Here is a 20,595-nt window from a genome sequence, read left to right as displayed (position 1 = left end):
GAATTTTTAGCAATATTTATACCGATAAGTAGCCGTAATGTCTATTAAAGTCGGTATAACAGCCTGCGAAATCCTGCCAACAATTTTTTCAGAATTACGCTTTTTTTAATTCAAAAAAGTGCTTGAATAGGTTATTACTAGTAACTTAACTTTTATCAGGATAATGCTATGTCACTCATGTCGGTACAACAGGTTGCTGAGTTTCTTGGGATCCCGGATATTCGGGTAGAACGGTTGGCCAGAGAAAATTTACTGGTTGCTACAGAGCAGGACGAAAGCGGCAAGCCATTATTTAACGAAGACGATGTCAAACGCTATAAAGTATTGGCAGAGCGTTTAGGGGGTTTGTAACGCCAGCTGTTGCATCAGCTGCTGCTGCCAATGAAGGGCTTGTCCCCGACAAGCCGCCAGACTTTCCTGCAGGCTCATGTACCACAACCAGCAAAAACCGCTAAAAACAACTTTTGCCAGTGATAGATTTGCCTTAAGTTGTTTTACAGTGACAGTACTGGCAGCCCTATGTTGCCGGTAAGCTGCCAGCAACAGCTGCTCAGCTTCATCAGACAACTGAAAATTAAGTGATATTGCAGCCAAATCAAGGCAACTGTCAGCTAATTGCGCATATTCAAAGTCCAGCAACCATAATGCATCATCTTTCCAGAGTATATTGCCGGCATGTAAATCCAGATGGCATAGCACCCAATCAGTTGCCAATAACTGATATTTCTCTGCTATCGCTATTAACCTTTTAAATAGCATGTCATCTGCAGCAATAAACGAATTTTCGGCATGCTGAGCTAATTGATAAAGATAGGCTACCGGTTGTAACAAAGGTGTTTGAGTAGGTAATTGATGTAACTTTGCCAGGGTGCAGGCCAGTAATGGAATTTTTTGCTCGGTAAAAGTAAAGGCGCCACCGCCCTCTATAAACTCGCTAATCAGCACCTGCAAATGATTATTTAAACAAAGAGGTGCCGGCGCAATACCGGCTACAGCGGCGGCATGCTGACAACGCAGTTCCTGCTGACGGCATACTCCGCTACTACTGACCGGATAACGCCGCACTGCATAAAGCCCACGACATGTTTCTACCCGGTAATTAAGATTGAACGCACCATTCGAGAGCGGAGCGATGGACAGCGGCGGATGGCCGGCAAAAAACTCCAGATGCCGGCACAGCGCAGCTATCTGCCCGGCACCGCTAATTGCGGCTGCTGCTGATAAGTTGCCCGCCATATAAAGTATCCTGCTAATGCAATAATGGTATACAGCATAAACAACAGGGTCAGAAAATACAGATGTTTTTGGGCATAGACGTATATTGATATCGCATCTATTACCACCCAATATAACCAATTTGACACCAGCTTACGGGCAACCAGCCAGGTTGCCATCACACTAAAGGCGGTGGTTTGGGCATCAAGATAAGCGAAATCTGCGTGGGTATAACTCGCCATAAGGTATCCCAGCACTAAGCCAATAGCGCCGGTAACGGCTATCAATTGCAGATGCCGGCGCCAGGGCCATTCCGATACCGTATTCTGCCCGTGGTGCTGCTGCTTCAGCTGTTGCCAGCGCCACCAGCCATACATTGCCATTGCCGCGTAGTAAAGTTGCAGCAAGGCATCGGACAACAATGCAGAATCCCACATTATATGCGTAAACAAGATGGTGCTCAGTAATGCCGCCGGCCAGCACCAGAGGCTCTGGCGTAACGCCAGTACTACATAAGCCAGCGCCAGCAACGTTGCCAGCAGCTCCAGGCTGTGCATTAACTGCCATTGTTCCAGGACATTACTGAGCCATAACATCATGGTTGTAAATCACCATGAATAAACTTGCAGACAAACACCACCTTGCCGTATTGGGCAAAAGACGCCTTGATACAGCTTTGCAGCGCCTGCATCACCTCATCGTAATCACCGAACAGCTGGGTACTCATGGTATTGGTGATCACCCGGATCTCCGGGTATTGATTCAACTGCTCGATAAAACCCTTGATCGGGCCAATATAGTCTTCAGCCAGCGGGTATTTGCTAATCTCTACTGATAATTTCATCACAACTCCTGTTACGTAGTCGAAACATTAAAATTGGTAACTGGCACTGAGCCCTATCCGGCGCGGCTCAGCAAACTGCTCATACAGATGCGGCTCGTAGCCATCGCGAGGGTCATTGCCAAAGTAGAAGCCACGTACTCCAACATCCTGATCCAGCGCATTGCGGCTCCAAACCGCCAGCTGCCATTGCTGCAACTGATAACTTAGCCGCAGATTTAATAACTCATAACGGCTCGAGCGCTGATTATGGCCATCAGAATAGTAATAGCTGTCTTTGCCCTGCAGGCCAACATTAAATATAAGCGCGTCGCTCAGGTACCAGTCGGCTGCCAGATTGTAGCCAAAGCGCGGAGCCTGGGCCTGTTCCCGGCCACTGAAATCGTCACCATCAATAGTGACATAATTACCCAGTTTGGTTTTCAGCCAGCTGGCGCTTATCATCAGCGCCAATTGCGGATTGACTTGCAAGCGGCTTTCAACTTCGACACCGTAATTCCGGCCACTACCGGCATTATCAATAAAACCGGCAAATTGCGGCCCACTGTCCGGGTTTAACCAGCCTTTTACCTGCATATCCTCGCGCCACATGTAAAATGCGGCAACCCGGGTTACCAGGCTCTGGTCCAGCGCCGTGCCTTTTACGCCAAACTCGGCGTTGTACAAAGTTTCCGGGGCAAAGCTGGCTTTGGTCAGTAATTCATTCAGGCTATCATCAGCGGCCTTTGCCAGGGCGTCGCCATTAACCCCACCCGCTTTATAGCCACGTGATGCCAACAAATAAATCAAAGCCTGCGGATTCGGCTGAAAATTCAGGCTTAGTTTTGCGCCCCACATGGTGTCACTGTTATCTATCCGGTTAGCACTGCTGTCGGCGTATTCATCTTCATAGCGTTCTAAGCGCAGACCGGATACCAGCGTTAACTTCTCAGTTAGCGGGGTGCTCAGTTCGGTATATAACGCCAGATTACTGCGACTCAGCGCACTGGCAAAACTGTCTGCCTGCCATAAATCCCAGTTCCAGAACTGGCGAGTCAGATCAAATTCTTTGCTGGCGGCATAAATACCCAGCACCCAATCGCTTTCGCCAAGCCGGCCTGCATCGGTAGAAACCAGACGGTAATCCAGGGTTAACTGCTCACGGTCACGCAAATAGCGGTCAGTAGTTGAATATTCATCCGGGTGTAAGCCAACATAGCTCCAGTCTTCATCAAAACCATAATCTGCAGCGGCATCCAGCCAGCTAAGCTGGCCCTGCAATCTGGCAAAAGTTAAACCTGTGTAGTCTGCCTGCAGTGCCAGCGCTTTGCTGCGCAATTTGTCCTGACCGGGTTGATCAGACAGCGTGGTGCGGTCTCTGTCCAGCGAGAACGCGTCATAGCCGTTATCCTGATCAACAAAGTGGCTAACCAGTTGTAGCTTTAGCGTGTCGGTTGGCTGATAAGCTAATTTCAAACGTCCGGTTAACTCGTCAATATTGTTAGTATCGTCCCGATCAAGAAAGCGGTTTTCAATAAAGCCATCAGAACGTTGCTGTTCCAGTGACAGACTGTAGCCCCACTTTGAAGTAATAGCATTGCTGAACTGCCCAGCAAGCTGATAGCTATCATAATTAGCAACGGTCAGGCTGGCTTTCCCCTCGGCACTGTCGGTGGGCCCCTTAGTCGTCAGATTCAGCATGCCGGCCAGCGCATTGGCGCCAAAACGGGTTGCCTCTGGGCCACGAAACACTTCAAACTGGGCGATATCACTTATACCGCTAATCCCCAACCCGGAGTAATCGATGCCATCAATCAGAATACCGACCGAGGGGTTAATGGTATCGACAAATTCACTGCGCTCACCAATACCTCGTACCTGAACATAGCGGCCTCGCGATGCACCGGCACTAAAATTCACGTTGGCGAACTGGTTAAGTAACTGGTCAAGATGTTGTACCGACTGGCGTTGCAGATCCTGTTCAGTAACCACAGATAGACTGCCGGCAAGCTGGCCTGCGCTTTGCTGGCGCAAGTCACCCTGCACTGTAATGCGCTCAATAGCAGCATCCGTTTGGGAATTGTCGGCATAAGCAAAGTTAGTAGCAGCCAGCGCTGCAAATACTGCTGATGTAACTAAAGACGGGGAAAAACGCATTATCGTATGACGCTCCATTTATTAAAAAAACAGAGATCACACCAGCTTAAGGAGTTAGCACCATCCCTCCGCCGGCATAATCCGGATCAGGTTCTAAGGGTTTGCCCGTAAGCATCTCAGCAGCCGCGTTTTTGCGCAGATGCACCCCTTGGTTGCGGCGCAAGTGTATAGCTTTTCAACTAACGGAGCAAGCCGGCTGGTCAACACTTCGTCGCATTTACAAAACTGTAGCTATAATAATTGCAAGCCGCAGCGCTTGTGGCCGGGTTTACAACAGGGGCTTCGCAAGGACCACAACAATGAGCAGAGATACCAAATTGACACACCTGCATCCGGTTTTCCGGCATAAAGTTGAGTTGTTACTGCAAGATCTGGCTCACGCCAATTTACCTTTTCGACTATTTGAGAGTTTTCGCTCGCCGCAGCGCCAGCGCGAACTCTACAACCAAGGCCGCAGTAAGCCTGGGCCCAGGGTAACCAACGCCGATGCCTGGAGTTCACTGCATCAATATGGTGTTGCCGCTGATTTTGTATTACATATTGATGGCAGGTGGAGCTGGGATGACAAAGCTGAACGCAAACAATGGTGGCAGCAGTTACATCAACTGGCCGCTAAACACGGCCTGCAACCACTAAGCTGGGAGCTGCCTCACCTGCAGCTGCAGAACCTTACGCTGGCACAATTGAAAAGTGGTCATTATCCGGCTGGCGGAGACAGTGACTGGGCCGAAAACCTGCATCAGGCTATAATCAGCTGGCGGGGAGCCCCGCCCGCCCCGCCGTTGCCACCAGATTTACCCGCCAGGCCGCCATTGCCGCCAGAAGCACTTGCAGAAGATCAAGATACTGCAATACTGCCCCGTCTGTCCGTCATTCAAGCCCGGGTAACCGCACGCGATGGCTTGCGACTCCGGGCTGGCCCCGGCACCGATTTTGATATCATCACGGTATTAGCCAGTGACCAGCAGGTCAGCATACTGAACCAAAGTGCTGACTGGAGCCAGATAGACCTGGAGGGAGATGGCCTGGCAGATGGTTATTGCTATAGCGGTTTTTTAAAGCCTCTACACTGATGCCGGGCCCGCAGGATTCGTATCTATAACCCCAGATACCAGGTTGCGATAGAGAAGTACAACACCACCCCGGCCACATCAGCAATTGAGGTAATTAACGGGCCGCTGGCGGTGGCCGGGTCCAGCTTTAACCGGCTGAGTAAAAAGGGTAACGATAAGCCAACCAGGCTACCGACCATGACCACCAGCATCATGGTCGCTGCTACCACTATGGCAATATCATAGCCACCGCGCCACCAGCCCAACCATACCACGGCAAATGACATGGTTAACCCCAGTAACCCGGCGACCAGACACTCTTTGGCCAGCAATGAGCCCCAGTCACGTAATTTAATATCACCGGTAGCCAATGCCCGCACCATCAATGTCCCTGACTGAGCGCCGGCGTTGCCGCTACTGGCAATCAGTAGTGGCAGGAAAAACAGTAAGGCCAGATAGCTGGCAATAGTCTCTTCAAAATAAGCGATACCGGCGCCGGAAAAAATATTGCCAAATACCAATATCACCAGCCAGAACACCCGCTTGCGATAAAGCAGACCAATGCTGGCATCTTTGACATTACCGTCCAGTTTACCGATAGTGGCGGTTTTATGAAAATCCTCTGTCGCTTCAGCTGCGGCAACATCCATTGCATCATCATAGGTCACAATGCCGACCATTTGTTGTTCGGTATTCAGAATGGGCAATGCCAGCAAGTCATATTTCGCCACCATCGCTGCGACCTGCTCCTGCGCCATCTCCACCGTCGCGTAGATAGGGTCATGATTCATCAGCTCGTCCACCAGCATAGCAGCAGGTGCCAGAATAAGCTCCCGTAGTGACACCACACCAATTAACTTACGGTCTGCATCTACAACATAGGCTGAATAGATGGTTTCTTTATCAGGCGCTTCGCGGCGTAGCACATCTAACGCATCCAGCACATTAATATCGGGGGCCAGAATGGCATAGTCCGACGTCATTATGGCGCCTGCGGTCCCCTCCTGATGACTGGACAAACGGAGCAAATCTTCCCGCTCCGCCTGGGCCAGTGCCGGCAACAACGTTTCGCGCTGTTCGGCAGTTAAGCGGTTAAACAGGTCGGCCCGTTCATCAGATGACATCTGGCGAATTATTGGTGCCAGTTTGCGTCGGCTAATTCTGATTGCCAGGGCAACCTGCACTTCAGCTGGCAAGTAACCAAATACTTCTGCCTGCTCTGCCCGACGCAGTGCCGCCAGCAGCATCCATAAGTGCTCGAGGGAAAATTCAGTAATCGCAGCGGCGTAATCGGCAGGATGCACATCTTCCAGCTGGTCCTGCAACAACTGCACCGTATTGTTTTCAAGTGCTGAGCGCAGCCGGTTTATCAGTACAGGTAACTCCATAACACCCTCTTAAATCTGGCCTGACCTCAATATTGCTATTTCCTGCGAATTACAGGGTAAGCTTATTAAGCGTAATTTCATAAAGCAGTCGGCATACTGGCTGCAAGCTGGAACGGGTAACTGAAAATATGATAACCCGAGCTGACACAGCTCACCATCGATAGTTTAGATAAAATAACATATTGCTTATTAAGCGGAATTTAACCATCATTTTAAAATCTGCTGCCTGGGATAACAATCAGGACATCGGAAAATTTAGCGAAGCACTCACCTGTGCTCTGCTACTATGCCAAAGCTGACGCTCATTGACCGGACAGGATATGCAACCACAACACAGCAACAATACAACGGCGCTTAGCCCCTGGTGGCTGCCCATTGCTCTGGAAAGCGGCCAAAGCTGGCAATATACGCTTGGGCCATTAACCCTGTATCTGCAAAGGTTGCATTCTGAATGGTGGCTGGGTTTTACCCGACTTGGAGAACAAGAAGACCGACATCAGTTGCTCAGCCAGAACATTGAACAGTTACCACAGCTTGATAATTTGCAACGCTTTGTATTTCGGGAAAGTCCGGCCCGGTTTTGTCTGACCCCCAGGTTACTTGACCGCCCGGTGGTGGTAAAAACCCGTACTCAGCTCAGTATTCCTCCGGCACAGCAGGCGGTGTTTTATATCAGCTCGCCGGTTGAAGTAGCGGTAAGCTTGCAACAGCCCGAGTGCAAGCTGGCTGAAATTGCCAGCCAGCGTTTATCTGATACCTGGTTCGGGCCCTCCACCTTACATGGTGAATTGTGTTATGCCGATAAAACCCAGGCCCGCCACAACCGGTCTGAACTCCCTGCCCGGCCTCACCGGGCGGTTACTACCATTACCATAGAAAATAACGCCGATAGCATGTTGATGCTGGATAAATTAAGTATTCCGGTGCCCTATCTGGCCCTGTATGGTTTACATGACGGAACGCTGTGGACAGACCCGATAACCCTGCAACACGAGGGTAATCATGCCCTCACCCGCTTCAAAATAAGTAAGCAGTTACCTGCAGGCGTAACGGCGGCATCCCGGGTTGCCGAGCCGCGGCAACATATCGAAAAGCAAGGGCTGATCCGGGCTTTTACTGGCATGTTCAATGACTAACAGGAGCTGGCATTAATGGAGCAATTTACTGCTTTTTTGCGGTCTGAACAGATGGTTAATATGCTACAGGCAGCTATTATGCTGGCTGCAGGCTTATTATTGGCCAGCCTGGCCAGTCGTGGCGTGCAAAGGCTGGTTATCCATAACTTCTCGCAGCACCACGCCGTATTGTTTAAACGCTTAGTTTACTGGCTGGTACTGGCCTTGTTCTTTGCCTCTGCACTACGCCAGCTGGGTTTTTCACTTGGGGTATTACTTGGTGCCGCCGGTGTATTATCAGTCGCCATTGGTTTTGCTTCACAAACCTCAGCTTCAAATTTAATCAGTGGCTTGTTTCTGATTGGTGAACAGCCATTCCAGCTGGGTGACGTTATCAAAGTGGGCAACACCACCGGCGAAGTATTGTCGATCGATTTACTGTCAGTGAAGCTGCGTACTTTTGACAATCTGTATGTCCGGATCCCCAATGAAAGCCTGATTAAAACTGAAATGATCAATATGACTCGCTTTCCTATTCGTCGGTTTGATTTGATGATAGGCGTGGCCTACAAAGAGAATATCAGTAAGGTGCGCCAGATCTTGCAGCAAGTAGCAGATGATAATCCGCTGAGCCTGGACGAACCGGCCCCGTTATTTATTTTTAACGGCTTTGCCGATTCATCACTGAGCATTCAGTTCAGTGTCTGGACCAAACGGGAAAACTTTCGTGAATTACGAAACAGTATTCAGGAGGAAGTTAAAATTGCCTTCGATCAGGCAGGTATTGAAATTCCGTTTCCGCAACGCACCGTAGTATTTGGTCAGGGCTCTGCCCCAGTTACCATCAATACTGCGGCTGATGTTAATGCTTCAGCTGAGAAGAAGGATTAACGGATATGATGCTTCGCAGTACGTTAGTGATTGCCGTTTTGCTGGCCGGCGCTTTGTTTAATCAAGCTCGTGCAGATACTAATGCCAGTTGCACCACCTTATTTGATGAAGCAGATTTACAAAAAACCGGTCTGACAATCAGCGCTATTCATTTCACCCAGCAAAATGTGTTCGACCTGTCAGAACCTGGCACCTTCTGGTTGCACCGCTTTGCTAATTACAGCCATATTATTTCTAAAGAAGTGACTATCGCCAACGATTTGCTGTTTACCCCGCAAAGCCCGTTAGATTTGGCCGAACTGGCAGAAACTGAACGGATTTTGCGTGGCCGTAGCTACATTCGTGACGCTGATGTCGCGGTAAGTCACTATTGCCCCGAGACCAATACTGTTGAGGTCCGGGTACAAACCTGGGACAACTGGTCGTTGCTGCCAAAAATAGATTTCTCCAGCGAAGGCGGTTCAACCGAATATTCGATAGGTATCGCCGAAGATAACCTGCTCGGCACCGGTAATCAGTTGCAACTGGATTACGCGAAAGACGCAGAACGCACCGGCTATTTATTTAGTTTTGCCAGCCCGAATATTATGGGCAGCCACTGGCAGGCACTCACCCGCTATGCTAACAACTCCGACGGTGAAAGCTATCAGATTAATGTTCAGCGGCCATTTTACCGCTTAAGCTCGCCCTGGGCAGTAAGCTTTGATGTCAGCAAGGACAAACAACAAATTAATGATTATGTGCTTGGCGAGAAGGTTAACCAGTACGACCGTACCCAGCAGGGGTTTACCAGTTTTGTCGGTTTAAGGTTAGCCGGCAACAGTAAGCGTATTCATCGCCTGAACAGCGGCGTAACGCTGGAAGACGTTAGTTTTTCGGAAAATGCCGACACCTTGTTTGATTTACCGTCGGAGCGGAATTTGTCCAGAGTCTGGGTAGAGTACCAGTTGCTGGAAGACCAGTATCGAAAGCTCTACAACATAAACCAGTTTAACCGGGTAGAAGATATTAATCTGGGCTGGCAGGCGTATCTGAGACTAGCTAATTTGCAAAAAGGTCTGGGGGCAGACGCCAGTGGCTGGCAAGTGGATGCGGCAATTGAAAAAGCCTGGTCGCTGCAAAGCGACTTATGGTTGCTCGGCAGCGTTCGTTATCATGGTCTGAAAATGGCTGATTTGCGCCAGCAATTACTTAGCACCCATTGGCAGCTGGTGTATCAGCTGAACCGGCAAAGCAGTGTAGTCGGTATTCTCGATTTACAACGTGGCAAAGATCTGTTCGAAGATGAAGCGCTATATCTTGGCGGCGATACCGGTCTGCGGGCCTTTCCGTTATTTTACCAGCGTGGTGATAACCGGATGGTTGCCACTGCCGAGTATCGTTACTATACCGACTGGAACATTCTGCACATTTTCGATGTCGGCTTTGCCGGCTTTGCCGATGCCGGCCGTAGCTGGGGCGCTGAACAGCGCGGTGAAAATAATATTGATTCCAATGTCTTGTATGGTGTTGGCGTAGGTATACGCTTATTGTCCACCCATTCCAGCCGCGGCACCATGGTCCATATCGACTTAACCCGGCCGGTTAGCGACAATCCGGAGCTGGGAAACTGGCAATGGCGGGTTACTGCTAAACGGCGTTTTTAATTTAAGGCAACAAATAACATCAAAGCCAAAGTGATTTTGACTTTTCAAACATTTGGATTATCAGCGTTTCAGTGACGTCCTCGCTCAAAGTCTGCCCGTCAGTTAAAATCTCAGTTACTGATTCCTTTGGGTTCCCGAGTTTAAAATGTGCTTCCAATAAATGGCAGCACATAACTAATTGTCCTCGTTTAAAATTACTTTGTTGCCACCGTTTTAATCCCTCTTCAGCTAACTCAATAGCCGTCGTATATTCTCCAATGATAATGTACTTTCTGGCTAACCCATTCAAACAGTCTATATATTGATGCTCAAAGCCATTTTTTTTGGCTAATACTTTGCATTCATGCAATAGCTCTATTGCTTCCGGAATTTTGCCTATGCTTTCAAAAGCGGTGGACAATGACAATTTTGTGTAAACTATTTGCTTTGCATCTTCAAGCTTAAGAGCAAGTTCAAGGCCTTCTTGATAACACTCAATACATTTTTCTATTAATGCTGGTTCATGTTTAGTTTGAGCCAACGAGTAATAACATAATCCTAGTTGGACTAACGCTTTGCCTTTTATTTCATCAGAAGGCTCTACTATACAATCCTCAAGAATCTTTTTTATCGTGCGGCTGGCAGCGACCTCATCGCCATGCTGGCGTTGGGTTGTCGCAATTTCAATACGGGCTTGTTGAACTTCAATTAAGTTGGAATCAGCCACTGAAACAGCTTTTTCATACTGTGCTAATGCATCAGCCATTTTAGTTTGATACTGATAAACTCGGCCACAAAGCATGAGATAGTCGAATCGTTTCTCATTATTAAATACCAGGTCGGTAGCGTAGTAACTGACATTATCAAAGTTACTAAAACCTTTTGCCCCCTCCAGGGCAAGATCTGTTATTTTGTCCCGAAAATAATGATACAGAAAGGATCTGACTCTAATCTGAGTATCTTTTTCCAGGTAATCTATCATGGCTCGCTTCATCAACGCGCTTATAGTGAAATCGTGTTCATTAATATGGTGAATAAACGAGTATCGATTAAATTCAGCAAAGTTAACTGGCGAATAACCAGTTTCAAACGCTTTCATCAGAGCAGAAAACAAATCTACATCATAGGTCCGGCATAATGCCAAAACTTTCAAGCTGGCGAGTTCATTTCTGTCAAGATATCGAATAAATCGGTCAAGCAGCTCCCTGGGCGTTTTGCCCATAAAATCAGTAATATCAGGAGACTTTCCTGACGACAATAATTTTCTATAACTATCAACTGCCAAATCTAAATAAAAGGGTGAACCTTCGCTGGAAATGGCAATTGCCGAAGCAATAGTATTATTTGCAATTCCACAGCGTTCCAAAAACAGCGTCGAATCCTTGTCAGAAAGTCGCTCTAATATGTGACTATCTATTACGTCGTTCCAATCTGGATCAGTTTCCAACCAACGGAGTTTTTCTCTACCTGCAATCACAAATAAAAATTGAGGCAAATGGCCAACGAGCTCTCTTACCCATTCATCAACCTCGAAAAACTTTCCTGCTGAAGTATTGTTTTCCCACAATGCTTCGTATGTATCAAAAAATACACATACTCTGTGTTGTGGATATTCGTCCAGAAAGTCATGTATATCCTGGGCAAAATACGCTGGTAGCCATAGCTTTATTTCATTGCTTTGTTTTTGCTCTAGCTGCTGGGTAATCGAGCACCCTCTCTTGAGCCACCAGGAGTTAATAGCTGAATTCGCTTTTTTTCCGAGTTTCGCAACTTTATTGATGATGCCAAGGCCCGGAACCGCTTCAAGCGTGTCAAACAGATTGGTTCCGATCTCTGTTAATAAGTCAGAATTTTCCAAAATATCAAAGCTGCTATCACTAAGATCTATTGATGGATTAAGTTTCTGCCAATACGTTGCATAGACATAGTCAAAAGACCGGAATTTAAACTTGGGTAAGGCTTTCGCAAGCTGATTTCTTAAGTTCAGTAACGCCGCAGCACTCTCGTGCAAATTCGCTTGCGCCATATCAAGAGTTAACGGAGTCCATCTGTCAGACTTTTTTACCGAATTAACAAACTCGGTTATTAATCGACTTTTGCCAACCCCACCTATGCCATAAAAGTTTAGTATTTGATGCTCTTCTGTTGAATTTGCATTGAGGTACTTTGCAAAAATGGCTCTGGGCTCATCCCTGTCAGTAAAATATCGCTGAGCAGAATCAGGTGGACTATCAAATCTAAATTTCGGTTGAATTGGCATCGGGCCCCTACAAGAACTGGCGGTTAACTAATCAATAAAACTTAAAGTACTGTAATTATTTACCTCTGACAAATATCACAATAAACCGTAGTGCGCTGGCCCAGTTTTATCTCAGTTAATGGTTGCTGACATTGCAGACATGGCTGGCCGCCACGGCCGTATACCAGTAACTGTTGTTTAAAATAGCCCGGCTTACCATCGGCCTGACTAAAGTCTTTTAAGGTGGTGCCGCCCTGCACTATCGCTGCTGCCAGCGTTTCTTTTACTACTGTGCTTAATAAAGCCAGTTTCGCTGCAGGCACGCTGTTGGCTGGTGCGGTTGGCAAAATACCGGCTTTAAACAACGCCTCGTTTGCGTAGATATTTCCTACCCCGACTACCACCTTGTTATCCATTAGCACCAATTTAATCGCTGCCGAGCGTTTGGCACAGCCGTCAATCAGGGTATGCTCGCTAAAATCTTCTGTTAGTGGTTCTGGCCCCAGTGCTGCCAATAACGGATGCACCTCGCCTTTAGCCTGCCACAGCACAGCGCCAAAACGGCGGGTATCGTTTAATCGCAGCACTTTATTGTTCGACAATAATAAATCCAGATGATCATGTTTGGCCGCAGGGGTATTACTGGCAACCACTTTTAAATGGCCCGACATACCTAAATGCAAAATAATATCGCCGCTGGCCAGGCTAATCAGTAAATACTTAGCCCGCCGCTGCACCGCCAAAATGGGTTGGTTGCTTAACTGCACCACTTCATCCGGGATCCACCAGCGCAGCTGGCGTTGGCGGGCTACCACCCTAAGTAGTTGCTGACCCTCCAGGTGTGGGCTAATGCCTAAACGGGAAACTTCTACCTCGGGTAATTCTGGCATTAGTGTTATTGCTCCAGCAAAAATAATTGGCGGGCCTGCTCCCTGCTCAACTGATAAAACTGCTTCTGGCCGGCCTGTTGCAACAGATACTGGCTAGTGTCAGGGCCTTGTTCAGGGTTATTGGCAGGCTCAGCGCCCGGATACAGCAACCAGATAATGGGCGTGCTTTTTCCGACCAGTTGCACACTGGCCTGCGCCACCGGCACCCGGCTTTGCATTGGCACGGTATCCACCGGTATCAGCTGGCTATACTGCCAGGCCAATGCTACCTGCTCGGCATCAACCTGACTATTACCAGCCGGTTGTAATTGCCACTGCGGCCCGGCTTTAACTAAACGCTGACTGGCAAAGCCTACCATTAATAACTCAGCGTCTGCCGGGACTAAACGGTGCTCAGCGGCCATTTTTTGTTGTAAACGTTGTGGTATGCCATACAGCACAAACATCAGGATCAATACTGCAAAAATCAGTACGTTGTTCCAGTTACGGCGTGAGAGTTTCAGCATAATAAAGTTTTTCTGCGCGGGGCAGTACCTGTCTGCAAGGGGCAGCGGCATAGTAACTTAGGCAGGGTATAAAAAGCAAAAACCCGGCGTTGGCCGGGTTTTCAGGTCGATTACTTGATTTTCGCTTCTTTGAAAATCACGTGCTTGCGCACTTTAGGATCGAACTTTTTAATTTCCATTTTTTCTGGCATGGTACGCTTGTTCTTCGTAGTAGTGTAGAAGAAACCAGTACCGGCAGAAGAAACTAAACGGATTTTATCGCGCATGAGTTAATTCCTTAAACCTTGTGACCGTTGGCACGAACGTCTACTAAAACGGCGTCGATACCTTTCTTGTCAATAATACGCATACCACGGGTGGTAGTACGTAAAGTAACAAAACGGTTTTCGCTTTCAACCCAGAAACGGTGAGTTTGCAGGTTAGGCAGGAAACGGCGCTTTGTCGCGTTGTTGGCGTGCGAACGACGGTTACCTACCATCGGACCTTTGCCAGTTACTTGGCATACTCTAGACATGTCTATATTTCTCCAAAATTACGTCAGCTCGAGCTATCATTCACCCTTCTGGCCTTGAAGGTTGCCCCGAAAATGGATGAGGGCGCACTTTATACACGAAAGCCCCATTAAACTCAAGAGAATTTAAATGGCACCTTAGTCAGATCCGTTGGCGATCCGCCTGTTTCATTCGAATATTGTTAAAGCCAGCCGCGTTCTGCAAAAGAGACAACTTCTGCATCGCCCACCACAAAATGGTCCAGTATTTTAATATCTACCAATGCCATAGCCTGGGTCAGGCGCTCCGTTATTGCCCTGTCGGCGCGGCTTGGCTCCGCCACCCCGGAAGGATGATTATGAGCCAATATAACGGCGGCGGCATTATGCGCTAAAGCGCGCTGAACTACAATACGTGGATACACCGGCGACGCATCAATAGTGCCCATAAATAATGGCTCGCTGGCAATTAAACGATGTTGATTATCAAGGTAAAGTAACAGGAAAACTTCACGCTGCTCGTGGCCAATGGTATGCGATAAAAATTTCTTTACCAGTGCCGGCTCAGTAAACACGGTTTCCCGCTGCAATTGCTGTTGCATATACCTTTTACTCAGCTCCAGCACTGCCTGCAACTGCACAAATTTGGCTTCACCCAGGCCCTTCGCCTGGCAAAACTCATGCTGACTGGCGCCCATTAAGCGGCGCAACGATCCAAAATGATTCAGTAACTGCCGGGCCAGGGTTACCGCATCGCAGCCACTGACTCCGGTGCGTAGAAATATCGCCAAAAGCTCAGCATCAGATAAGGCCTTAGGCCCCAGCTGCAACAGTTTTTCCCGCGGTCGCTCGGTAACTGGCCAGTCAGAAATAACCATCTGAATCCTCCCTGAATTGATGCCGATTTTTACGTTCCGTGTTATCTTATACCGATGATTTTCGGACCAGCTTTAGGTATCTATGCAGCAGACACTGGCAGCAAAACGGATCTTACTTGGCATTAGTGGCGGCATTGCCGCTTACAAAAGTGCCGATTTAGTCCGCCGTTTAAAAGAGCGGGGCGCGGAGGTCCGGGTGATTCTGACCGATGCCGCCCAGCAATTTATTACCCCGCTGACCTTACAGGCAGTATCCGGAAACCCGGTTAGCACCAGCATGCTCGATCCGGCGGCAGAAGCCGCGATGGGCCATATTGAGCTGGCCAAATGGGCTAACCTGATTGTCGTTGCCCCGGCCTCAGCCGATGTTATTGCTAAACTGGCCCATGGTATGGCCAACGATTTACTCACCACCTGCGTGCTGGCTTCTGCGGCACCGATTGCTGTAGCGCCTGCGATGAATCAGCAGATGTATAACAATATAGCTACCCAGCAAAACTTAGCAACACTAAAAAAACATAAATTTCACATTTATGGCCCGGGCGCCGGCGAGCAAGCCTGTGGCGATGTTGGCTATGGTCGGATGCTGGAGCCATTAGAATTGGTTGCGCTTATTGAACAAAGCCTGACGCCAGTAACATCATTAACCGGCCTGCGCTTTACCATTACTGCGGGTCCCACCCGCGAAGCCCTGGACCCGGTGCGTTACTTATCCAACCATAGCTCTGGCAAAATGGGCTTTGCGTTAGCCGCCGCTGCTGCTGCGATGGGCGCTGATGTCACGCTGATCAGCGGTCCGGTGCAACTGGTTACTCCGGCGGGCGTTAAGCGGGTAGATGTTATCAGCGCCGAACAAATGCATGACGCTGCGCTAAAGGCTGCGGTACAAAGTGATATTTTCATCGGCTGCGCCGCAGTAGCCGATTACCGGGCGGCGGAAGTGGCGGCCAATAAGCTGAAAAAAGGCGCAAGTGAGCAGCTACAACTTACTCTGGTGAAAAACCCGGATATTATCGCTGCAGTGGCCAGCCTGGCTAAACAACGTCCTTTTACCGTAGGTTTCGCTGCTGAAACTCAGGATGTGCTGAGCTATGCCCGGCAAAAGCTGGTCAATAAAAAACTTGATATGATTTGCGCCAACGATGTGTCGCAGCCCGATGCCGGCTTTAACAGCGATCAGAATGCCGTAACTTTGCTCTGGCAAGATGGTGAAGAGACTCTGGTCCTGCAAAGCAAAGCCGCGCTGGCCGAAAGCCTGATCACCTTAATTTCTAAACAATTTTCTCAACTCTTATCTCAACAAAACACAACTAGTGAAGCTAACTAATGAATAAAGCAATTGAGCTGAAGATCCTCGACCCCCGTATTGGTAATGAATTCCCGCTACCGGCATATGCCACGCCAGGTTCAGCCGGCCTCGATTTACGCGCCTGTCTGGATCAAACCCTGAACCTGGAACCAGGCCAGACGGTATTAATTCCAACCGGTATCTCGATTTTTATTGGCGACGCTAACTTATGCGCCACCATTTTACCGCGCTCTGGCCTGGGCCATAAGCACGGTATTGTACTGGGTAATCTGGTGGGCTTAATTGATTCTGATTATCAGGGGCCGTTAATGGTTTCCATGTGGAACCGCGGCCAGCAAACGTTCAGCATTGAGCCGGGCGACCGGATTGCCCAACTGGTATTTATGCCGGTAGTGCAGGCGGAATTTAAGCTGGTTGATAACTTTGATGCCTCCGAGCGTGGGGAAGGTGGCTTTGGTCACTCTGGTAAAAGTTAGTTCGTCGGCTTCCGTTAAGAATCACCAGATAGCTCGGGAGGCCAATGTGTGTTTTGAGCAGCGGCATGGATGCCGCGGAGCCTGAAGGGGCACATGGATGTGATCCTTGAAGGCGGCGAAAGGCGCATATTGGCTGGACGAGCTATCGATAGCACGATAATCCAGTGTGAGTTTTGAGCAGTGGCATCGATGCAGTGGAGCCTGAAAGGGCACAGGGATGTGATCCTTGAAGGCGGCGAAAGGCGCATATTGGCTGGACGAGCCTGCCCACAAACGACGGGCTCAACGATTGATCAAGTAATCTAAATAAGATCTCCCAGTTTAAACCTATTTTGCAATAGTTCATTTTCAGGAACAGCTATGTCATCACCGCGTCGCGGCAACAGAAAAGAAGATATTTTGCAGGCGTTAGCCGCCATGCTGCAAAGCAATAACGGCCAGCGGATCACCACTGCTGCCCTGGCCGAAAAAGTCGGGGTATCAGAAGCTGCGCTATATCGCCACTTCCCCAGCAAAGCCCGGATGTTTGAAGGCTTAATTGAGTTTATTGAAGACACCCTGCTCTCCAGAATAAACAGCATTTCGGATGAGCATAAAGATACCCAAAGCCGCATAGAGCTAATGCTGCAATTAATTCTGGTATTTGCCGAGCGTAACCCCGGCTTTTGCCGCATTCTTAGCGGCGATGCCCTGCAGGGCGAGCAGGAACGCTTACTGGAGCGGGTAGCGGCATTGTTTGAAAAGCTGGAAACTCAGTTTAAACAAACCCTGCGCGAGCGCAAATTGCGTGAAGGTAAAGGTTTTAGTATTGATGAAGGCGAGTTGGCTAACCTGTTGCTGGCTACAGTAGAGGGCAAAATAAGCCAGTTTGTCCGCTCCGGCTTTAAACGCCTGCCCACCGCCGCCTGGCAAAACCAGTGGGCGCTATTGCAGCAGGCTTTGTTTAACTAGCAGAGGCACTTTGAGCTGTGGTTCTGACATATCACGTCATTCAGAAAACAGGGAGTGGTGTTACTGCAGAGCAAGGTGTCAGGTAATGCTTATGAAACAGCGGCATGGATGCCGCGCAGGCTGAAGGGGCACAGGGATGTGATCCTTGAAGCCGGTGGAGTAAGCGTTACCTGATACCTTGCGTTCCTAAATTTACAGTGACTTATGTCTTAACCCCATATTGCGCCCGATAAGCTTTCACCGCCTCCAGATGCTCCGCCATTTCCGGCTTATCCGCTAAATAGCTGATTAAATCCGGCAGGCTGATAATGGCCACAACCTTAGTGTTAAAGTCACGTTCCACTTCCTGAATGGCCGATAACTCACCCTGGCCACGTTCCTGCCGGTCCAGCGCTACCAGCACGCCGCTAAGCTCTGCGCCCTGTGCCTGAATAAGCTGCATCGACTCACGAATGGCAGTACCGGCAGTAATTACATCATCCACCAGCATAATCCGGCCTTGCAGTGGCGCGCCAACCAGGTTGCCGCCCTCGCCGTGGGCTTTGGCTTCTTTGCGGTTAAAGCAATACGGCACGTCGCGGTTGTGATGATCCGCCAGCGCTACTGCAGTGGTGGTAGCAATTGGTATACCTTTATAGGCCGGGCCAAACAGCACGTCGAATTCAATCGCCGCATCCTGCAATGCTGCGGCATAAAACCGGCCCAGCTTCGCCAGGTCACTACCGGTATTAAACAAACCGGCATTAAAAAAATACGGGCTGGTGCGGCCCGACTTCAGCGTAAACTGGCCAAATTTCAGCACCTGACGTGCCAGGGCAAATTCAATAAAATCACGTTGAAACTGCTTCATGGTCTTGCTGTCCTCTGCTTACGCCAATACCCGTTTTTGCTCTTCAATAATTTCCCGGATGGCATGCCGACCCAAATCCATCATCTGCTGCATTTCATCAAAGCTGAAGGGTTCGGTTTCTGCCGTGCCCTGCACTTCAATAATTTTGCCAGTTTCGGTCATTACGATATTCATATCGGTTTCGGCATTAGAATCTTCAGCGTAATCTAAATCGGCTACCGGCGTACCTTTGTAAACACCCACCGAAACTGCCGCTACCATATATTTTAACGGGTTGGTTTTGATAGTGCCCTTGGCCCGCATAAAATTCAGCGCATCAACCAGGGCAACACAAGCGCCGGTAATAGACGCGGTACGGGTGCCGCCATCGGCCTGAATCACATCACAGTCAATAGTAATGGTATTCTCACCCAGCAGTTTTAAATCGACCGCAGTGCGCAGGGCCCGGCCAATTAAGCGCTGAATTTCCATAGTGCGACCACCTTGCTTACCACGCGCTGCTTCGCGGTCATTACGGGTATGGGTTGCCCGCGGCAGCATGCCGTACTCGGCGGTTACCCAGCCTTTGCCCTGACCTTTCATAAAGCGCGGTACACCCTCCACCACACTGGCAGTACAAATTACCTTGGTATTGCCAAACTCAACCAGTACTGAGCCTTCAGCGTGAGCGGTAAATTGACGGGTAAAAGTAAGGGGACGGATCTGACTGGCGGTTCTGCCACTTGGACGCATAGCTGCACTCCTGAAATTAACGATGGCCGCTATTATAGGTTGTATAGCCGTTGAGGGCCATCTATTCGCCAAATTCGATTCGGCTGCGGTATACTCTGGTTTTATTTGTCGCCAGAGAGCTTTTTATGATCCACAGCATGACCGCCTTCGCCCGTCACGAAACCAAAGCCAGCTGGGGCACCGCCCAGTGGGAAATCCGCTCGGTAAACCAGCGTTACCTGGAAAGTTATTTCCGCTTACCCGAGCAGTTTCGCGGCTTAGAAAGCCTGCTGCGCGATAAACTGCGTAACAGCCTGCAACGTGGCAAAATTGAAGTGAATCTGCGTTATCATGCAAATCAGGCGGCTGGCGAACTGACCTTAAACGAAGAATTTGCGGAGCAATTGCTGCAAAAAGCCCAGCAACTGCTGCAAAAAGCGCCGCAGGCACAATTAAACATTGCCGACATTCTGCGCTGGCCCGGCGTTATGGAAACCCCGACTGACGATTTAGACGCTATGCAGGGCGAACTGCTGGCCGGTTTTGACGCCGCCATGCAGGATTTCCTGGCTGGCCGCGGCCGTGAGGGCGATGCGATAGAACAGATGATCCAGCAGCGCTTAACCGCTATTGGCGAGCAAGTGGCTTTTGTCCGCACGCATTTACCACAAGCCATGCAATGGCAGCGCGACCGTATTCTGAACCGCTTAAACGACATTAAAGCCGATATAGAGCAAGGCCGTTTAGAACAGGAAATGGCGTTTTTGGCGTCAAAATCTGACGTCGCCGAAGAACTCGACCGCCTGGATGCCCACATTAAAGAAACCCGCCACACCCTGAAAAAGGGCGGCGCCTGCGGCCGACGCTTAGATTTTATGATGCAGGAATTTAACCGCGAAGCGAATACCCTGTCATCCAAAGCCATCAGTACCGAAATTACCAATGCAGCGGTAGAGCTTAAGGTGTTAATCGAGCAGATGAGAGAGCAGATCCAGAACGTTGAATAACGTTACATCGCCCCTCAACAAATTA

22 protein-coding genes and 1 riboswitch are annotated in these 20,595 nt (G+C 49.1%); of the genes, 9 read left to right on the top strand and 13 right to left on the bottom strand.

What is annotated here, in order from left to right:
* The first annotated feature begins 168 nt into the window (after positions 1–168).
* Positions 169–351, top strand: a complete 183-nt coding sequence (locus CRO03_RS14470; RefSeq protein ID WP_097112354.1) for a helix-turn-helix domain-containing protein — start codon at positions 169–171, stop codon at positions 349–351.
* On the opposite strand, the gene CRO03_RS14465 is transcribed toward CRO03_RS14470, so the two are convergent.
* From CRO03_RS14465 to CRO03_RS14450, 4 genes are read right to left on the bottom strand one after another with little or no spacing between them, the layout of a single operon-like run.
* Positions 337–1,236 carry a phosphotransferase gene (locus CRO03_RS14465; RefSeq protein ID WP_097112353.1) on the bottom strand — a complete coding sequence of 300 codons (900 nt, stop codon included), beginning with the start codon at positions 1,234–1,236 and terminating at the stop codon, positions 337–339. The genes CRO03_RS14470 and CRO03_RS14465 overlap by 15 nt on opposite strands.
* Positions 1,185–1,814, bottom strand: a complete 630-nt coding sequence (pnuC, locus tag CRO03_RS14460) for a nicotinamide riboside transporter PnuC (RefSeq protein ID WP_097112352.1) — start codon at positions 1,812–1,814, stop codon at positions 1,185–1,187. Before pnuC ends, CRO03_RS14465 begins: the two co-directional genes overlap by 52 nt.
* The gene (locus CRO03_RS14455; RefSeq protein ID WP_097112351.1) at positions 1,811–2,059 is read right to left on the bottom strand and encodes a YkoF family thiamine/hydroxymethylpyrimidine-binding protein; all 249 of its coding nucleotides are present in this window, start codon (positions 2,057–2,059) and stop codon (positions 1,811–1,813) included. Before CRO03_RS14455 ends, pnuC begins: the two co-directional genes overlap by 4 nt.
* Positions 2,060–2,086: 27 nt before the next feature.
* Complete coding sequence (locus CRO03_RS14450) at positions 2,087–4,192, bottom strand: TonB-dependent receptor (protein ID WP_097112350.1); 2,106 nt, start codon at positions 4,190–4,192, stop codon at positions 2,087–2,089.
* A 46-nt stretch (positions 4,193–4,238) separates the two neighbouring features.
* Positions 4,239–4,351: riboswitch (TPP riboswitch) on the bottom strand.
* A gap of 140 nt (positions 4,352–4,491) precedes the next feature.
* On the opposite strand from CRO03_RS14450, the gene CRO03_RS14445 reads away from it, so the two are divergent.
* Positions 4,492–5,265: a M15 family metallopeptidase gene (locus tag CRO03_RS14445; protein WP_097112349.1), complete on the top strand. Its 774-nt coding sequence runs from the start codon at positions 4,492–4,494 to the stop codon at positions 5,263–5,265.
* A gap of 23 nt (positions 5,266–5,288) precedes the next feature.
* Here the strand turns inward: CRO03_RS14445 and mgtE are convergent, their stop codons facing one another.
* Entirely contained in the window at positions 5,289–6,632 is a 1,344-nt protein-coding gene (mgtE, locus tag CRO03_RS14440; RefSeq protein ID WP_097112348.1) for a magnesium transporter, read from the bottom strand.
* A gap of 320 nt (positions 6,633–6,952) precedes the next feature.
* Here mgtE and CRO03_RS14435 point away from each other — a divergent pair, with 320 nt between their 5' ends.
* Genes CRO03_RS14435 through CRO03_RS14425 form a run of 3 tightly spaced genes read left to right on the top strand, consistent with a single transcriptional unit; the run spans position 6,953 to position 10,284 of the window.
* A complete protein-coding gene (locus CRO03_RS14435; RefSeq protein ID WP_097112347.1) occupies positions 6,953–7,768 on the top strand; it encodes a DUF432 domain-containing protein in 816 nt (271 codons plus the stop codon).
* A gap of 15 nt (positions 7,769–7,783) precedes the next feature.
* A complete protein-coding gene (locus CRO03_RS14430) occupies positions 7,784–8,638 on the top strand; it encodes a mechanosensitive ion channel family protein (protein WP_097112346.1) in 855 nt (284 codons plus the stop codon).
* Between the two features lie 5 nt (positions 8,639–8,643).
* On the top strand, positions 8,644–10,284 hold the full coding sequence (locus tag CRO03_RS14425) for a BamA/TamA family outer membrane protein (protein ID WP_097112345.1): 1,641 nt from the start codon (positions 8,644–8,646) through the stop codon (positions 10,282–10,284).
* A 19-nt stretch (positions 10,285–10,303) separates the two neighbouring features.
* Here the strand turns inward: CRO03_RS14425 and CRO03_RS14420 are convergent, their stop codons facing one another.
* The 6 genes from CRO03_RS14420 to radC form a co-directional block, all read right to left on the bottom strand.
* Complete coding sequence (locus CRO03_RS14420; RefSeq protein WP_097112344.1) at positions 10,304–12,523, bottom strand: tetratricopeptide repeat protein; 2,220 nt, start codon at positions 12,521–12,523, stop codon at positions 10,304–10,306.
* 59 nt (positions 12,524–12,582) lie between these two features.
* Positions 12,583–13,392, bottom strand: coding sequence for a bifunctional DNA-formamidopyrimidine glycosylase/DNA-(apurinic or apyrimidinic site) lyase (gene mutM / locus CRO03_RS14415; protein ID WP_097112343.1), 810 nt, complete (start codon positions 13,390–13,392; stop codon positions 12,583–12,585).
* 5 nt (positions 13,393–13,397) lie between these two features.
* The gene (locus CRO03_RS14410; RefSeq protein ID WP_097112526.1) at positions 13,398–13,898 is read right to left on the bottom strand and encodes a hypothetical protein; all 501 of its coding nucleotides are present in this window, start codon (positions 13,896–13,898) and stop codon (positions 13,398–13,400) included.
* 110 nt (positions 13,899–14,008) lie between these two features.
* Positions 14,009–14,164, bottom strand: a complete 156-nt coding sequence (gene rpmG, locus CRO03_RS14405) for a 50S ribosomal protein L33 (protein ID WP_008219722.1) — start codon at positions 14,162–14,164, stop codon at positions 14,009–14,011.
* Between the two features lie 11 nt (positions 14,165–14,175).
* Positions 14,176–14,412 (bottom strand): 50S ribosomal protein L28, encoded by a 237-nt coding sequence (rpmB, locus tag CRO03_RS14400; RefSeq protein ID WP_026349251.1) that lies wholly within the window; start codon positions 14,410–14,412, stop codon positions 14,176–14,178.
* Positions 14,413–14,591: 179 nt separating this feature from the next.
* Positions 14,592–15,266, bottom strand: coding sequence for a RadC family protein (radC, locus tag CRO03_RS14395; RefSeq protein WP_097112342.1), 675 nt, complete (start codon positions 15,264–15,266; stop codon positions 14,592–14,594).
* 82 nt (positions 15,267–15,348) lie between these two features.
* On the opposite strand from radC, the gene coaBC reads away from it, so the two are divergent.
* The 3 genes from coaBC (at position 15,349) to slmA (ending at position 18,002) form a co-directional block, all read left to right on the top strand.
* Complete coding sequence (gene coaBC / locus CRO03_RS14390; protein WP_097112341.1) at positions 15,349–16,593, top strand: bifunctional phosphopantothenoylcysteine decarboxylase/phosphopantothenate--cysteine ligase CoaBC; 1,245 nt, start codon at positions 15,349–15,351, stop codon at positions 16,591–16,593.
* Positions 16,593–17,051: a dUTP diphosphatase gene (gene dut, locus CRO03_RS14385; RefSeq protein ID WP_097112340.1), complete on the top strand. Its 459-nt coding sequence runs from the start codon at positions 16,593–16,595 to the stop codon at positions 17,049–17,051. The genes coaBC and dut overlap by 1 nt, the downstream gene beginning before the upstream one ends.
* 360 nt (positions 17,052–17,411) lie before the next feature.
* A complete protein-coding gene (gene slmA / locus CRO03_RS14380) occupies positions 17,412–18,002 on the top strand; it encodes a nucleoid occlusion factor SlmA (protein ID WP_097112339.1) in 591 nt (196 codons plus the stop codon).
* Positions 18,003–18,204: 202 nt separating this feature from the next.
* Here slmA and pyrE read toward each other — a convergent pair whose 3' ends face one another.
* A complete protein-coding gene (gene pyrE / locus CRO03_RS14375) occupies positions 18,205–18,852 on the bottom strand; it encodes an orotate phosphoribosyltransferase (protein ID WP_097112338.1) in 648 nt (215 codons plus the stop codon).
* An 18-nt stretch (positions 18,853–18,870) separates the two neighbouring features.
* A complete protein-coding gene (gene rph, locus CRO03_RS14370; protein WP_097112337.1) occupies positions 18,871–19,584 on the bottom strand; it encodes a ribonuclease PH in 714 nt (237 codons plus the stop codon).
* A 125-nt stretch (positions 19,585–19,709) separates the two neighbouring features.
* Here rph and CRO03_RS14365 point away from each other — a divergent pair, with 125 nt between their 5' ends.
* On the top strand, positions 19,710–20,570 hold the full coding sequence (locus CRO03_RS14365; protein WP_097112336.1) for a YicC/YloC family endoribonuclease: 861 nt from the start codon (positions 19,710–19,712) through the stop codon (positions 20,568–20,570).
* Positions 20,571–20,595 lie beyond the last annotated feature (25 nt).

It is taken from the genome of Arsukibacterium tuosuense (genome assembly GCF_900215315.1).
Classification (GTDB): Bacteria; Pseudomonadota; Gammaproteobacteria; order Enterobacterales; family Alteromonadaceae; genus Alishewanella; species Alishewanella tuosuense.
The sequence above is the reverse complement of the archived record's forward strand: the minus strand, read 5'-3'. Positions and strand labels throughout refer to the sequence as shown.